The sequence below is a fragment of the Hydrogenophaga sp. YM1 genome (genome assembly GCF_016903055.1).
Classification (GTDB): Bacteria; Pseudomonadota; Gammaproteobacteria; order Burkholderiales; family Burkholderiaceae_C; genus Hydrogenophaga; species Hydrogenophaga borbori.
The window spans coordinates 4,274,834-4,288,015 of the sequence record NZ_CP070223.1 but is presented as its reverse complement, the minus strand read 5'-3'; the positions used below and the strand labels follow the sequence as shown (position 1 = coordinate 4,288,015).

Annotated in this window: 15 protein-coding genes; 8 read left to right on the top strand and 7 right to left on the bottom strand. The window is 70.5% G+C overall.

The annotated features are described in order from the left end of the window. Positions 1 to 4 precede the first annotated feature (4 nt). Positions 5 to 766 carry an IclR family transcriptional regulator gene (locus JNX00_RS20165; RefSeq protein WP_204743470.1) on the bottom strand — a complete coding sequence of 254 codons (762 nt, stop codon included), beginning with the start codon at positions 764 to 766 and terminating at the stop codon, positions 5 to 7. A gap of 96 nt (positions 767 to 862) precedes the next feature. Between JNX00_RS20165 and JNX00_RS20160 the strand changes: the two genes are divergently transcribed. The 5 genes from JNX00_RS20160 to JNX00_RS20140 all read left to right on the top strand — a co-directional run bounded on the left by JNX00_RS20160 (position 863) and on the right by JNX00_RS20140 (position 5,907). Further along, positions 863 to 1,663: an SDR family oxidoreductase gene (locus JNX00_RS20160; protein WP_204743468.1), complete on the top strand. Its 801-nt coding sequence runs from the start codon at positions 863 to 865 to the stop codon at positions 1,661 to 1,663. A gap of 103 nt (positions 1,664 to 1,766) precedes the next feature. Then, positions 1,767 to 3,083, top strand: a complete 1,317-nt coding sequence (locus tag JNX00_RS20155) for an NAD(P)-binding domain-containing protein (RefSeq protein WP_204743466.1) — start codon at positions 1,767 to 1,769, stop codon at positions 3,081 to 3,083. Between the two features lie 19 nt (positions 3,084 to 3,102). Continuing rightward, entirely contained in the window at positions 3,103 to 4,029 is a 927-nt protein-coding gene (locus JNX00_RS20150; protein ID WP_204743463.1) for a bile acid:sodium symporter family protein, read from the top strand. A gap of 7 nt (positions 4,030 to 4,036) precedes the next feature. Beyond that, positions 4,037 to 5,011: an SDR family oxidoreductase gene (locus JNX00_RS20145; protein ID WP_204743461.1), complete on the top strand. Its 975-nt coding sequence runs from the start codon at positions 4,037 to 4,039 to the stop codon at positions 5,009 to 5,011. Next, positions 5,008 to 5,907 (top strand): EamA family transporter, encoded by a 900-nt coding sequence (locus JNX00_RS20140; protein WP_070399324.1) that lies wholly within the window; start codon positions 5,008 to 5,010, stop codon positions 5,905 to 5,907. The genes JNX00_RS20145 and JNX00_RS20140 overlap by 4 nt, the downstream gene beginning before the upstream one ends. Here the strand turns inward: JNX00_RS20140 and JNX00_RS20135 are convergent. Then, positions 5,880 to 6,365: a hypothetical protein gene (locus JNX00_RS20135; RefSeq protein ID WP_204743459.1), complete on the bottom strand. Its 486-nt coding sequence runs from the start codon at positions 6,363 to 6,365 to the stop codon at positions 5,880 to 5,882. The two genes, JNX00_RS20140 and JNX00_RS20135, sit on opposite strands and share 28 nt — an antisense overlap. 79 nt (positions 6,366 to 6,444) lie before the next feature. On the opposite strand from JNX00_RS20135, the gene JNX00_RS20130 reads away from it, so the two are divergent. The 3 genes from JNX00_RS20130 to JNX00_RS22430 all read left to right on the top strand — a co-directional run bounded on the left by JNX00_RS20130 (position 6,445) and on the right by JNX00_RS22430 (position 8,151). Then, complete coding sequence (locus JNX00_RS20130; RefSeq protein ID WP_239478193.1) at positions 6,445 to 6,906, top strand: helix-turn-helix transcriptional regulator; 462 nt, start codon at positions 6,445 to 6,447, stop codon at positions 6,904 to 6,906. Between the two features lie 688 nt (positions 6,907 to 7,594). Further along, entirely contained in the window at positions 7,595 to 7,837 is a 243-nt protein-coding gene (locus tag JNX00_RS22580; protein ID WP_345774091.1) for an AAA family ATPase, read from the top strand. Beyond that, positions 7,807 to 8,151, top strand: a complete 345-nt coding sequence (locus JNX00_RS22430) for an EamA family transporter (protein ID WP_239478192.1) — start codon at positions 7,807 to 7,809, stop codon at positions 8,149 to 8,151. Before JNX00_RS22580 ends, JNX00_RS22430 begins: the two co-directional genes overlap by 31 nt. On the opposite strand, the gene JNX00_RS20115 is transcribed toward JNX00_RS22430, so the two are convergent. The 5 genes from JNX00_RS20115 to JNX00_RS20095 form a co-directional block, all read right to left on the bottom strand. Beyond that, entirely contained in the window at positions 8,105 to 8,413 is a 309-nt protein-coding gene (locus tag JNX00_RS20115; RefSeq protein WP_239478191.1) for a type II toxin-antitoxin system RelE/ParE family toxin, read from the bottom strand. The two genes, JNX00_RS22430 and JNX00_RS20115, sit on opposite strands and share 47 nt — an antisense overlap. Continuing rightward, positions 8,410 to 8,682 carry a YlcI/YnfO family protein gene (locus JNX00_RS20110; protein WP_204743455.1) on the bottom strand — a complete coding sequence of 91 codons (273 nt, stop codon included), beginning with the start codon at positions 8,680 to 8,682 and terminating at the stop codon, positions 8,410 to 8,412. Before JNX00_RS20110 ends, JNX00_RS20115 begins: the two co-directional genes overlap by 4 nt. A 115-nt stretch (positions 8,683 to 8,797) precedes the next feature. Beyond that, complete coding sequence (locus JNX00_RS20105) at positions 8,798 to 9,775, bottom strand: tripartite tricarboxylate transporter substrate binding protein (protein WP_204743453.1); 978 nt, start codon at positions 9,773 to 9,775, stop codon at positions 8,798 to 8,800. 53 nt (positions 9,776 to 9,828) lie between these two features. Then, on the bottom strand, positions 9,829 to 11,805 hold the full coding sequence (locus JNX00_RS20100) for an NAD(P)/FAD-dependent oxidoreductase (protein WP_204743451.1): 1,977 nt from the start codon (positions 11,803 to 11,805) through the stop codon (positions 9,829 to 9,831). 46 nt (positions 11,806 to 11,851) lie between these two features. Continuing rightward, positions 11,852 to 13,171: a carboxylesterase family protein gene (locus JNX00_RS20095; RefSeq protein WP_239478190.1), complete on the bottom strand. Its 1,320-nt coding sequence runs from the start codon at positions 13,169 to 13,171 to the stop codon at positions 11,852 to 11,854. Between the last annotated feature and the right edge of the window lie 11 nt (positions 13,172 to 13,182).

The window sequence follows — 13,182 nt, the reverse complement described above, 5'->3', positions numbered from 1 at the left end:
GGCCTCACAGCGTGCGCGCCAGCGCCTGCGCCGCCTCCGCCAGGCGCGGCAGGAACGCGGGCAGCCGCGCCAGCGGCACGCGCGCCGACGGCGCCTGCAGCGCCAGCGCGCAGCGCAGGCCGCGCTCGCCGCTGGCCCGCACCGGCACCGCGATGCAGACCAGGCCGTCGACGAACTCCTCGGCGTCGAAGGCGTGGCCCTGGCGGCGGATGGTCGCCAGCTCGGCCTCCAGCGCGTCGCGCCGCACCAGCGTGGTGGCCGTGTGGTGCGTGAGGCTCAGGCCATCGAGCAGGGCCCGGCGCCGCGCCGGATCCAGGTGCGCCAGGAACAGCTTGCCGCTGGCCGAGCAGTGCAGCGGCACGCGCGTGCCCGGGCGCAGCTCCAGCCGCAGCGGAAACGCCGACTCCACCCGGTCCAGGTAAACCACCTCGGCGCCCGACAGGGCCGTGAGGTTGCAACTCTCGCCCAGCTCGGCCACCAGCTGGCGCAGCACCGCGTGGCGCACGCCGTGCTGCGTGCTCGCGCCCAGCGCGTCTTCGCTCAGGCGCAGCAGGCGCGGCGCCAGCGCGTAGCGCCGGCCGTCCGGTTCGCGCTGCAGCCAGCCGCCCATCTCCAACTGCTGCAGCATGCGGTGCACCGTGGGCTTGGGCCAGCCGGTGCCGGCCACCACCTCGGGCAGGGCCAGGGGCCGGCCCTCGCGCACCAGGTGCTCGATCAGGTCCATCAGGCGCAGGCCCGGACTGGTGGGGGAGGCGGGTTCTTCCATGTCTCGAATTCCGAGACAAATCAATAAAAGTTTTCGAGACACAGTGTAGGCGCCCCCTACAGTCGCCGGCAACAACCCACAGAGGAGGCCCGCGCCTTGCGATTCCACAACGCCGTGCTCACCGGCGCCTGCGGCGGCTTTGGCCAGGCGCTGGCGCGCCAGCTCATCGCGCAGGGCGCCCGGGTGGCCCTGATCGGCCTGAACCGCGCCGCGCTGGACGAACTCGCCGCGCTCGCGCCCGAGCGCTGCGCCGTCTACACGCCCGACGTGAGCGACGCCGCCGCCATGGCCGCCGTGGGCGCCGACTGGCTCGCCCGCTTCGGTGCGCCCGACCTCGTGATCGCCAACGCCGGCGTGGCCGGCGGCTTCGACACCGCCCGCCCCGACGACCTGCGCGTGATGCGCCGCATGCTGGAGATCAACCTGCTGGGCGTGGCCACCAGCTTCTCGCCCTTCCTGGGCGCCATGAAGGACGCCGGCCGAGCGGCCGCGCTGGTGGGCGTGGCCAGCATCGCCGGCTGGCGCGGCATGCCGGGCAACGGCGCCTACTGCGCCAGCAAGGCCGGCGTCATCGCCTACCTGCAAAGCCTGCGCGCCGAGCTGCGGCCCACGGCCCTCACCGTGCACACCGTGAGCCCGGGCTACCTGCGCACCGCGCTCACCGCCGGCAACCGCTTCGCCATGCCCGGCCTGCTGGAGCCCGACGAGGCCGCGCGCCGCCTGCTCGCGGGCGTGGCGCGCGGCACCGAACACATCGTGCTGCCGCGGCGCATCGGCTGGCTCTCGCGCCTGCTCGACCTGCTGCCCGACAAGCTGCACGACAAGATCCTGCTGGGCCAGCCGCGCAAGCCGCGCGCCGGCGAACCCGGCGCCACCGACATCCCCGGACTGAAATGACGACCACCCCTGCCGAGCTTCGCGCGACCCCCTCAAGGGGGCGACACCAGCCGTCTGGCCAAGCCTGCCCGGCGGTGTCCCTGGGTCAAACCCGCTGATTCCCATGACCGCTCCCACCGAACAACAGATCGCCCTCATCGGCGCCGGCCCGTCCGGCCTGGCCGGCGCGCGCTGCCTGCAGAAACTCGGCGTGCCCTTCCAGGGCTTCGAGGCGCACGGCGACGTGGGCGGGCTGTGGAACATCCACAACCCGCGCTCCACCGTCTACGAATCGGCGCACCTGATCTCCAGCAAGCGCATGACGGAGTTCCTGGAATTCCCCATGGCAGAGGGCGTGGCCGACTACCCCAGCCACCGCGAGCTGCTGGACTACTTCCGCGCCTTCGCCGACCACTTCGGCCTGCGCCAGCACTACCGCTTCCACACCCGGGTGCTCAAGGCCGAGCCCGTGTCCGACGCGCCCGACACCCTGTGGCGCCTGACCACGCAGACCGGCGAGGCCGCGCCACAGACCGCGCTCTACAAGGGCCTGGTGGTGGCCAACGGCACCCTGGCCGAGCCCAACATCCCGCGCTTCGAGGGCTCGTTCAGCGGCGAGATCTGGCACACCGCGCAGTACAAGTCGGCCACGCAACTCGCGGGCAAGCGCGTGCTCATCGTCGGCGCGGGCAACTCGGGCTGCGACATCGCCGTCGACGCCGTGCACCACGCCAGAAGCATCGACATCTCGGTGCGGCGCGGCTACTACTTCGTGCCCAAGTACGTGTTCGGCAAACCGGCCGATTCGGTGGGCGGCAAGATCTCGCTGCCGCCCTGGCTCAAGCAGCGCATCGACAGCACCATCCTGCAGTGGTTCACCGGCGACCCGGTGCGCTTCGGCTTCCCCAAGCCCGACTACCTCATGTACGAGTCGCACCCGGTGGTGAACTCGCTCATCCTGTACCACATCGGCCACGGCGACGTGGCCGTGCGCCCCGACATCGCGCGCCTGGACGGCCCCACCGTGCACTTCAAGGACGGCAGCGCGCAGGACTATGACCTCATCCTCACGGCCACCGGCTACAAGCTGCACTACCCCTTCCTGGACCACGCGCTGCTGAACTGGCAGGGCATGGCGCCGCAGCTCTACCTCAACATCTTCGCGCCGCGCTTCGACCGCCTGGCCGTGCTGGGCATGGTGGAGGCCAGCGGCCTGGGCTGGCAGGGCCGCTACGAACAGGCCGAGCTGGTGGCGCGCTACCTCAAGGCCCTGGACGCGGGCGCGCCGCAGGCCGCCGCGCTCAAGGCCGCCAAGGCCGGCCCGCCGCCGGACCTGTCGGGCGGCTACCGCTACCTCAAGCTCGAGCGCATGGCCTACTACGTGCACAAGGGCACCTACCGCAAGGCCGTGCGCGAGGCCGCCAACGCCTTCTCGCAATGAGGATGAGGAGACACCGCCCATGCTGCCCGTCGACGAGATCCGCCTGAACTTCAACCCCGCCTCGCTCGCCGTGCTGAACGCGGTGCTGGCCTTCCTGATGTTCGGCATCTCGCTGGACACGCGCATCGAGGACTTCAAGCGCGTGCTGCGTTTGCCGCTGGCCTTCACCGTGGGCATCGTGGCGCAGTTCCTGTTCCTGCCCGCCATCACCTTCGGGCTCACGCTGCTGCTGGGCGTGGCGCCCAGCATCGCGCTGGGCATGATCCTGGTGGCCTGCTGCCCGCCGGGCAACGTGAGCAACATCCTCACCCACCGCGCCAACGGCAACGTGGCCCTGAGCGTGTCCATGACGGCGGTGTCCAACGCCATCGCCATCGTGGCCATGCCGCTGAACTTTGCCTTCTGGGGCGGCCTGCACCCCACGGCCTCGACCCTGCTCAAGACCATCGCGCTGGACCCGGTGCAGATGGTGGGGCACATCCTGCTCATCATCGGCATCCCCTTCGCGCTGGGGCTGTGGGTGGCGCACCGCTTCCCCCGGGCCACGGCGCGCTTCAAGAAGCCGGTGCGCATCGTCAGCTTCCTCGCGCTCATCGGCTTCATCGTCGGCGCCATCGCGGGCAACTGGCGCTACTTCCTCGACTACGTGGGCCTGGTCATCGTGGCCGTGGCCATCCACGACGCGCTGGCCTTCGGCATCGGCTGGCTCAGTGCGCGCGCCGTGGGCCTGCCCGACTACGACCGCCGCGCCCTGTCCATCGAGGTCGGCATCCGCAACGCGGGCCTGGGCCTGGTGCTGATCTTCAGCTTCTTCGGCGGCCTGGGCGGCATGGCCGTGGTGGCCGGCGTCTGGGGCTTCTGGGACATCATCGCCGGCATGCTGCTGGCGGGCTGGTGGGGCAGGCGCCCGTTGCGGGGCGGCGTGCCGGGGCAGGCCCGCGCATGAGGTCCGCATGAAAGCGAAGAGCATCCTCATCACCGGCGCCGACGGCTTCCTGGGCCGCGGCCTGGTGGCCGCGCTGGCGCGGCGCGGCGGCACCGACACGGTGGTGGCCACCGACGTGCGCGAGGTCGAGCCCGCGCGGCGCCTGCCCGGCATCACCTACCGCCGCGTCGACGTGCGCGACGACGGGCTGGGCGCGCTGCTGGCCGAGCACCGCGTCGACACCGTGGTGCACCTGGCCTCCATCGTCACGCCCGGCAAGGGCTCCACGCGCGAGCTGGAGTACGCGGTGGACGTGGGCGGCACGCGCAATGTGCTCACGGCCTGCCTGGCGCAGGGCGTGCAGCACCTGATCGTGTCCTCCAGCGGCGCGGCCTATGGCTACCACGCCGACAACCCCGCCTGGATCACCGAGGACCACCCGCTGCGCGGCCACGAGGCCTTTGCCTACGCGCACCACAAGCGCCTGGTGGAAGAGATGCTGGCCGAGGCGCGCCGCCAGCACCCCGGGCTGGCGCAGACCGTGCTGCGCATCGGCACCATCCTGGGCGAGCGCGTGGACAACCAGATCACCGCCCTGTTTCAGAAGCCGCGCCCCATCGCCATCGCCGGCAGCGACAGCCCCTTCGTCTTCGTCTGGGACGACGACGTGGTGGGCGCGCTGCTGCACGCGCTGAGCGGCGACGCACCACCGGGCTGCTTCAACCTCGCGGGCGACGGCGCGCTCGGCATCCATGAGATCGCCGCGCGCCTGGGCAAGCGCGCGCGCGTGTTCCCGGCCGGCCTGCTGCGCGCGGCCCTGGCCGTGGGCCGCGCGCTCGGCGTGTCGCGCTACGGGCCCGAGCAGATCGACTTCCTGCGCTACCGCCCGGTGCTGCTCAACACGGCCCTGAAGGAGCGCTTTGGCTACGTGCCGAAGAAGACCAGCGCCCAGGCCTTCGAGGCCTTCGTCGCGGCGCGGCGGGCGCAAGGGCGCCCGCTGTGAGCGCCCCCCTTCCGTTCTCGCGTGGCGATGCGCTGCGCGCCCTGGCCGTGGTCGTGATCTGGGGCCTGAACTTCGTGGTGATGAAGCTGGGCCTGCAGGCCATCAGCCCCATGCTGCTGGGCGCGCTGCGCTTCGCGGCGGCCTCGCTGCCCTTTCTGCTGTTCGTGAAACCGCCGCCGCTGCCCTGGCGCTTCGTTGCCGGCTACGGCTTGGTGCAGGGCCTGGGCCAGTTCGGCTTCCTGTTCCTGGGCCTGCAGCTGGGCATGACGGCCGGCATGGCCTCGGTGGTGATGCAGACCCAGGCCTTCTTTACCTTGCTGCTGGCCGTGCCGCTGCTGGGCGAGCGCGTGCGCGCCCACCAGTGGCTGGGCCTGGGCGTGGCGCTGGCGGGCCTGCTGCTCATCGCCTCGGCCCACGGCGAAGGCCCGGGCCAGATGACGCTGGCGGGCTTCGTGCTCACGCTGTCGGCCGCGGCCATGTGGGCCTTGTCGAACATCGTGGCGCGCCGCGCCAGCCAGATCGCGCGCTACGAGCCCTTTCCCTTCGTGGTGTGGAGCAGCCTGTTCCCCATCGTGCCGTTCGCGCTGATCGCCCTGGCCACCGACGGCCCGGCCAGCGTGCAGCGGCAACTGCAAGGCATGGGTGCCGGCGCCTGGTTTGCGGTGGTGTACCTGGCGCTGGCCGCCACGCTGCTGGCCTACAGCCTGTGGACGCGACTCTTGCAACGCCACGCGGCCACGCGGGTCACGCCGTTTTCTCTGCTGGTGCCGGTGGTGGGGCTGTGGGCCGCCTGGGTGGCGTACGGCGAGGCGCCGCTGGGGCTGCAGTGGCTGGGGACGGGGGCGGTGCTGCTGGGCTTGGTGGTGAATCAGGTGGGGGGGCGGCGGGCGGGGTGATCGGCTGATCCTGGTCCTGCAGGGCGCGCGCGAACCGCTTCATACAGCAGGCGCCGGCCCGCAGCCTCGCCCACGGGCAGCAGGTCGGTGTTGCGCAGCTGCGGGTCGGTGCCCAGCGTGAACAGCAAGGGGCCGAGGGCTAGAGGCTCGCCCGGCGCGGGCGCCCACAGCGCGCTGATCCACTCCAGCGCCCAGCTCGGGCCCGCACCGCGGTGCCGCTCCAGGCGCGCAATGCCGCTGAGGTCTGCGACGGGAATGTGGGCCAGCAGGTCCAGCAGCGTCGTGTCCCAGGCCACCAGCGAGGTCTGCGAAACCATCTGACCGTTGAAGGACACGTCGTGGACCAGCAGGTACCAGGGCCGCTCCAGCGCGAGCGTGATGGCCGGCCAGTGCGTCTGGCGCGGGGCGACCTGGGCGGGGTGGAGGTGCTGGACGAGGCCGGGGGCGGTGATGAACACGGTGGGGCTCCCCAAAAAACCGACCGCAAATTGTGCCCCAAACTAGCAATCCGCCTGTGTTCGGTGCCAACCTTTTTTGGTGTCCGAACAAGCCCCTGAAACCCCGCTCCTTCTTGCCCAGTTGGCGGCGAACCTCCGCGCGCTTCGAGCAAAGGGCAACTGGACTTCCAGCGCGCTGGCGGAGCAAGCGCACATCAGTCGGCGAATGCTTCAACTGCTGGAGCAGGGGGGCGTCAACGTCTCATTGGGCGCCGTGGACAAGTTGGCGCGGGCCCTCGGCGTCACAACGGGTTCACTGCTCGGGAAAAGGCCCCAGGCCCGGCAGGACGGTGCCGTCTTGATCGAGCAGGTTCTGGCAACGAACCTCGTCTCGGCGAGAAAGCGGTTGAACCTGACCCAGGAAACGCTGGCTCAGCAATCCGGTGTCAGCAGAGCCGTCATTGCGCACATCGAACGTCAGGCGCGCAACCCCTCGCTTCACACGCTGGCGAGGCTGGCCGCTTCGCTGGATTTGTCGCTTGAAGCGCTGTTGAGCAAGTAGCTCGGGCTGGGGCGATTGGGTGGGTACCGCGCCGGCTCATGAAGTCGGATTTGCAGCGATGGCGGCCGGCTGGGCTCGCGCGCCGAGCGTCCGTTCTATGCCACGTTGCGGGCGTTCAGGCCTTTGCGAGACCGGTCGATAGCTTGCAGGCTGCGCAGCCATGGCTAGACTGCCGCAATCGGCCAGAAGCAGTCGTACCTCACCGACCAGATTGAGGCCTAGAAGGGGAGTCAAGATGGCTGGGCCAACCATGTCGGACGAAAAGTATCGGGCGCTGACCAAAGGACAGCGAGTGTTCTACTGGGGCGTGCTCGCCGCCGTCGCTGCAGTCATCGCGTACCTGCTCTTCGTCTATCAGCAATGAGGCTCAAGGCCCGCTATGGGCCCTCAGCGGTCTCTGTTCAGCGCTTGCCATGGTCGGTCAGGATCTGGACGCGGATTTCGGAGATCAGCCCGCTTGGCGGAGAGCTCCTTGAAGACGCAAACTATTCTCAGGACAACGGAGACGCCAGCGACCAGCATCAACGGAACCAGGATGCGCAGCAGGTACGGCGAGTGGAAGTAATCGAAGTTCGCGAGGGCAAGGAGGAGACCGCAACTCGCAATTGCAATGATCTGGAACACCATACGAAAGCGTCGATAGACCTCGGATCTTTCCATTTCAGTACACGCGCGATAGGGCCTTCAAATGTCCGCTCATGGCCGAAAGCACCATGCTAGCCGAGACGGGACCGGGCCCAAAGCAGTTGTCAGCTCCTGGCCACGACGCCTTACAAGAATTCAGTCTGCAATGAATCAGGCGAATGAAATCCGCATCCTTACCGGTACTCCTGGTGCAGGAAAAACGACCACAGCCAAAGCGTTGGCAGAGACGTCAGGCTCGCCCAAGGTGCATCTTCATTGCGACGACTTCTGGCGCTTCTCGCGCTGATCGTCCTGGCCACCGACGGCCCCGCCAGCGTGCAGCGGCAACTGGAAGGCATGGGTCCCGGCGCCTGGTTCGCCGTGGTGTACCTGGCGCTGGCCGCCACGCTGCTGGCCTACAGCCTGTGGACACGTCTGTTGCAACGCCACGCGGCCACGCGGGTCATGCCGTTTTCACTGCTGGTGCCGGTGGTGGGGCTGCAGTGGCTGGGGATGGTGGCGGTGTTGCTGGGCTTGGTGGTGAATCAGGTGAGGGGGCGGCGCGCCGCTCTGTTCAGTGGTAGTCGTTTTCGCGCTGGTGCCGGATCGCCGCGATGGTGATGGCGTGCGCTTCCACCTCGTACAGCGCGACTGAGCCCGTTCTGCCAAACGATATGAGCAACTCCCGCTCGAATGGCGAACCGACCTTGCGCCCCATGAACGGGTTCGACGGCAGCAGCTGCAAGGCCAGTCGAATGGTGTTCAGCGCTTGCTCGGGAAGCGCCCAGTTGGGCGTGGAACTCTTGAGCTCGCGCTCGACGATGAAATCAAAGAGGCGATCGAGGTCGTCCCTGGCCTCGGGCGTGAAGCGCAGCAGCCTCACCGGGCGGACGACGCTTTGGCGGCCCGAAGCCGGTCGTCGAGCCGAGACAGGACCTCATCCGCATCAAGGTAGTTCCCCGTCTCCTTGGCGCGTGCCAGCGAGGCGAAGCCGCGCTGGTGGAATTCGGCGTCGGCCATGCGGCGCATCAACTCCTGGCGCACCGCATGCTCGACGAGCGAACTCAGGGTTTCGCCCTCGGCCAGCACCTCTTCGAGCTGCTGGCGAAACTCGGGTTCGACTCGAATCGGGGGAAGGGAAGCGGATCTCATCCGGCGAATGTATCGCAGATGCGATGCGACGCGCTGAGCCGCTGGTCGAAGGCGCAGGCCTGTGGGATTCGGCTTTCACGCAGGCCTGCCACGGAGCCCGTCGGCCATGCCGCGCTCAGTTCAGGCGGATGTTGGCCCCCCGAATCACCCCGCGCCATTTCTCCGTCTCCCCCGCCAGAAACCGCTGCATCGCCTCCGGCGTCGAGCCCACCGCTTCCATGCCCTTGGCCGCGGTGCTTTTCTTGAAGGCCTCGTCCGCCAGCACGGCGTTGACCAGGCCGCTGAGCTTGGCGATGTTCTCGCGCTTCATGCCCTTGGGCGCCACGAGCGAGATCCAGGTCATGGCCTCGTAGCCGGGGTAGCCGGCCTCGGCCACGGTGGGCACGTTGGGCAGGGCAGAGGGGCGCGCGCTGCCGGTGGTGGCCAGGGCCACGATGCGGCCCGACTGGATCATGGGCAGCGCGGCCGTGAGGTCCAGGAAGCCGAGGTCCACGCGGCCGCCGCCGATGTCCTGCAGCGCGCCGGGCGTGCCGTTGTAGGGGATGTTCACCATGAAGATGCCGGTCTTCTGTTTGAACAGCTCACCCGCCAGGTGGTGGCTGGTGCCGGTGCCGTTGGTGGCGTAGGACAGCTCGCCGGGCTTGGCCTTGGCGCGCTGCACCAGGTCCTTGAGCGACGTCAGGCCCGATTCGCGGCTGGCCACGATCACCACCGGCGCCTGCGCCAGCATGGAGATCGGCGTCAGGTCGGTCTCGGGGCGGTAGCCCAGGTTGGGGTAGAGCTCGGGGTTGATGACCAGCGCGCCGGTCACGCCCACCAGGATGGTGTGGCCGTCGGGCGCGGCGCGCACCACCTGCCCGGTGGCCAGGTTGCCGGCGGCGCCGGGCTTGTTCTCGATGATGAAGATGCCGTGGCCCTGGCTCTGCAGCTTGTCGGCCAGCTCGCGGGTGACGGCGTCGGCCGAGCCGCCGGGCGGGAAGGGCAGCACGAACTTCACCGGCTTGTCCGCCGGGTAGTCCTGCGCGGCGGCCAGCGTGGCGATGAGGGCGCCAAGGCCCAGGGCGATGAGGGAGCGAAGGGCGGACGTGAACATGTGTCTCCTTGTGGTGTGTGTCGGTGAAAGAAAGGGGAGGGGCGGGCCCGTGCTCAGGCGAGCACGTGGTCCTCGGGCCTGAAGCGGGCGGTGAGGTTCCAGTACTCCAGCATGCCGAAGGGCCAGGTCTGCGCGGCGCGGCCGCTCTTGTTTTTGTACCAACTGCTGGTCTTGGCCACGGCCCAGGCCTTGGTCTGGTTGCCCTGGTCGATCCAGGCGTTGTATTGCGCGTAGGGCTCGGGCCGGCAGTCCACGGTCCTGTGGCCCTGGCTGAGCACGTGGCGCAGCGCGCGCAGGGTGTACTCCACCTGGCACTCGGACGAGAAGATGGCGCTGCCGTTCACCACCACGCCTGTGTTGGGGCCGCTGGTCATGAACAGGTTGGGAAAGCCCGGCACGGAGATGCCCAGGTAGGCGCGGCAGTCGCCGTCCCAGTGGCGGTGCAGGTCCTGGCCGGCGCGGCCGGTCACCTTCAGCGGGTAGAGAAAGTCGGCGGCCTTGAAGCCGGTGGCGCAGATGATGAGGTCCACCTCGTGGCGCTGGCCGTCGGTGGTGTGGATGGCGTTCTCGCTCAGGTGCGAGATGCCCTGCGTCACCAGGTCCACGTTGCCGGCCTTGAGCATCTGCGGCCAGGTGCCGTTGTCGCGCAGCATGCGCTTGGCGCCCGGCGGGTAGTCGGGCGTGGCGTGGGCCAGCAGGTCGGGCCGGTCGGCGAACTGCTGCTGCAGCATGGCCAGGCATTCCTGGCGCAGGGCCTCGTTGCCGGCGCTGATGGACACCGGGTGTTGCCACGCCGGGTCCAGTTCCACCAGGTGCAGGCGGCCTTCCACGCCGATCCAGAACTGCCAGAAGCGCACCCAGCGGCCGTAGCTGGGCACGTGGCCCAGCAGCCAGCGGATGCCGGGCTTGAGGTCGTCGTGGTAGGTGGGCGTGGGCAGCATCCAGGGCGGGTTGCGCTGGAACACGCTCAGGCGGCTCACCTGGGCATAGATCTCGGGGCCGATCTGGAACGCGCTGGCGCCGGTGCCGATGAGCGCGACGCGCTTGCCTTGCACGCTCACGTCGGGGCGCCAGGCGGCGGAGTGCACCACCTCGCCCTTGAAGGACGCCAGGCCCGGGAAGTCGGGGATGTGCGGCCGGTTGAGCAGCCCCATGGCGGTGATGACGAAGTGGAAGTGCTCCACGTGCGCGCTGCCGTCGGCGTGGCGCGCCGTCACTTTCCAGGCGGCTTTGTCTTCGTCGAATTCGAGCGCCTCGACCTCGGTGTTCACGCGGATGTGGGGCCGGATGCCCGTGCGGCGCACCACGTCGAGCAGGTAGCGCAGGATCTCGGGCTGCTGCGAGAACTGCTGCGTCCAGTCCTGCTTCTGCGCGAAGGACAGGCTGTAGGCGAAGTTGGGCGTGTCCAGGCGGCAGCCGGGGTAGGTGTTCTCCCACCACACGCCGCCGATCTCGCGGTTCTTCTCGAACACCGTGAAGTCCAGGCCGGCCTGCTTGAGCCGGTAGGCGGCGGTGATGCCGGCGAAGCCGGAGCCGATCACCGCCACCTTGGTGCCGGCGGCCTGCGGGAAGTCACTCACGTGCCAGCCGGGCGCGCCGCGGTCGTCGGGCACGTTGACCTCGTGGCGCAGCAGGTCCATCAGGTCCTCGTGGCCGTCGCGGATGAGGAACTGCACGATGCGGTCCAGCCACTCGGGCGAGGGCGTGGGCGCCTCGGGACAGCCGGCGTCGCGGTAGCGGATGAGGGCCTGCGTGGCCAGGGCGCGGGCCTTGGCCTGGGCCTCGGCCGACAGGCCGCCCTGTGGCGCGATGCGCGCCGTCATCGACGGCGAGGGCGGCTTGAGATCGTCCGCCAGCAGGGCCGGGTCCTGGGTCAGCATGGCCAGGGCCGCGAGCAGGGCGGGCAGGTCGGCGTCGCGCACGGCGGCCTCGATCTCGGCGTCGGAGGCCGCGATGGGCTGGACGCGGTCGAAGGCGGCCAGGGTGTCGTCGTCAAGGGTCGGGGGCAGGTCCCCTTCGGTCAATCGCATGGTGCTTGCTTGGGCTCTCGGGTAGGAAGGGAAACGGGGGCGGCGTTCACGCGAACACCTGGGGCTGCGGGCCCGGTGCCCAGGGCAGGGGCCGGCCGTGCACGAAGTCCAGCCAGGCGGCCTGCATCTGCTGCGTGAGGCGCTGGCCATCGGCGGGATGCAGCCCGGCGAGCAGGGGCGCCGAGGCGAAGGCGCCGTGCGTGCCGAACACGAAGGGCAGTTCGGCGCAGTGGCAGGCGCCCAAGGGCAGGCCGGGCGGGCCGTCGAAGCGGTAGAGCCAGGCCTGGGCGCCGGCGCGCGCCGACTGCGCGGCCCACTGGCGCGCGGGCGTGGCGAAGCGGCGCTCCGTCTCGGCCTCGTTCACCGCTGCGCCGGGGGCGGCGAAGGCGCGCATCTCGTCGCGGTTCCAGCCGGCGAGCACGTCGACCCGGCCAGCCGCGTGGGCGGTCAGCGGCGCCGACAGGGGCGGCAGCGTGTCGCCGTCGAGCACCGGGCCGAAGAGGCCGTGGCCGTCGGCCGCCGCGCGCGTGGCGGCCACCACCTCGGGCGCGAGCTGCGCGCGCAGCAGGCGCTCCACCGGCAGGTCGCGGGCCTGGCGCAGGTCGGCCGCGCCCGCCGCGCGCAGCAGCGTGCGGCCGATGAACCGCGCGGCCTCGGCCGAGCGGGCGCCGCGGCCCAGGGGCGCGCTCTGAAGGATCGCGCGCTGGAAGCCCGAGGCGCCGCGCATGCCCAGGGCCGCGACGTTGACGCCGCCCGCGGACTGCCCCATGGCGGTGATCCGCGCCGGGTCGCCGCCGAAGGCCGCGATGTGGGTCGCCACCCATTGGAAGGCCAGCTCCAGGTCCAGCAGGCCGAGGTTGGCCACGCCGCCGTCGGCCAGCAGCCAGCCCAGGGGACCCAGGCGCGCGTTGAGGCCCACCACGACCACATCGCCGCGGCGCGCCAGGGCCTCGCCGCTGTACCAGTCGAGCACGCCGCCGCTTTGCCAGGCGCCGCCGTGGCACCACACCAGCACGGGGCGGCGCGCCGCGTCGGCCCCGGGTGTCCAGACCGTCAGGTGCAGGCAGTCCTCGGACTGCGGCGCCTCGCAGGCGCCCAGCACCGGGGCGAGCGCCGAGGGCAGCTGGGGCGCGATCGGGCCGGTGCCGGTGGCGTCGACCTCGCCGCGCAGGGGCAGGGGCGCGGGCGGGGCGAAGCGCCGCGCGCCCACCGGTGCCAGCGCGTAGCGCAGCCCGCCAAAGCGCGACACGCCCCGCCGCCGCAGGCCCAGCAGCCGGGCCTCGCCCAGGCGCAGCGCCACGCGCTCGGGCGGGGCGTCGGTCGCGGGCGAAGGCGGGGGGTGATCGGGGCGGTCGTTGCGGCGCACGGGGTGTCCCT

What these genes read in the sequence shown, in the direction of transcription:
- JNX00_RS20150 (WP_204743463.1), top strand. Translation starts at nt 3,103, where the DNA reads ATGCTGCCCGTCGACGAGATCCGCCTGAACTTCAACCCCGCCTCGCTC.
- JNX00_RS20155 (WP_204743466.1), top strand. Translation starts at nt 1,767, where the DNA reads ATGACCGCTCCCACCGAACAACAGATCGCCCTCATCGGCGCCGGCCCG.
- JNX00_RS20105 (WP_204743453.1), bottom strand. Translation starts at nt 9,775, where the DNA reads ATGTTCACGTCCGCCCTTCGCTCCCTCATCGCCCTGGGCCTTGGCGCC.
- JNX00_RS20165 (WP_204743470.1), bottom strand. Translation starts at nt 766, where the DNA reads ATGGAAGAACCCGCCTCCCCCACCAGTCCGGGCCTGCGCCTGATGGAC.
- JNX00_RS22580 (WP_345774091.1), top strand. Translation starts at nt 7,595, where the DNA reads ATGTCCGCTCATGGCCGAAAGCACCATGCTAGCCGAGACGGGACCGGG.
- JNX00_RS20100 (WP_204743451.1), bottom strand. Translation starts at nt 11,805, where the DNA reads ATGCGATTGACCGAAGGGGACCTGCCCCCGACCCTTGACGACGACACC.
- JNX00_RS20110 (WP_204743455.1), bottom strand. Translation starts at nt 8,682, where the DNA reads ATGAGATCCGCTTCCCTTCCCCCGATTCGAGTCGAACCCGAGTTTCGC.
- JNX00_RS20145 (WP_204743461.1), top strand. Translation starts at nt 4,037, where the DNA reads ATGAAAGCGAAGAGCATCCTCATCACCGGCGCCGACGGCTTCCTGGGC.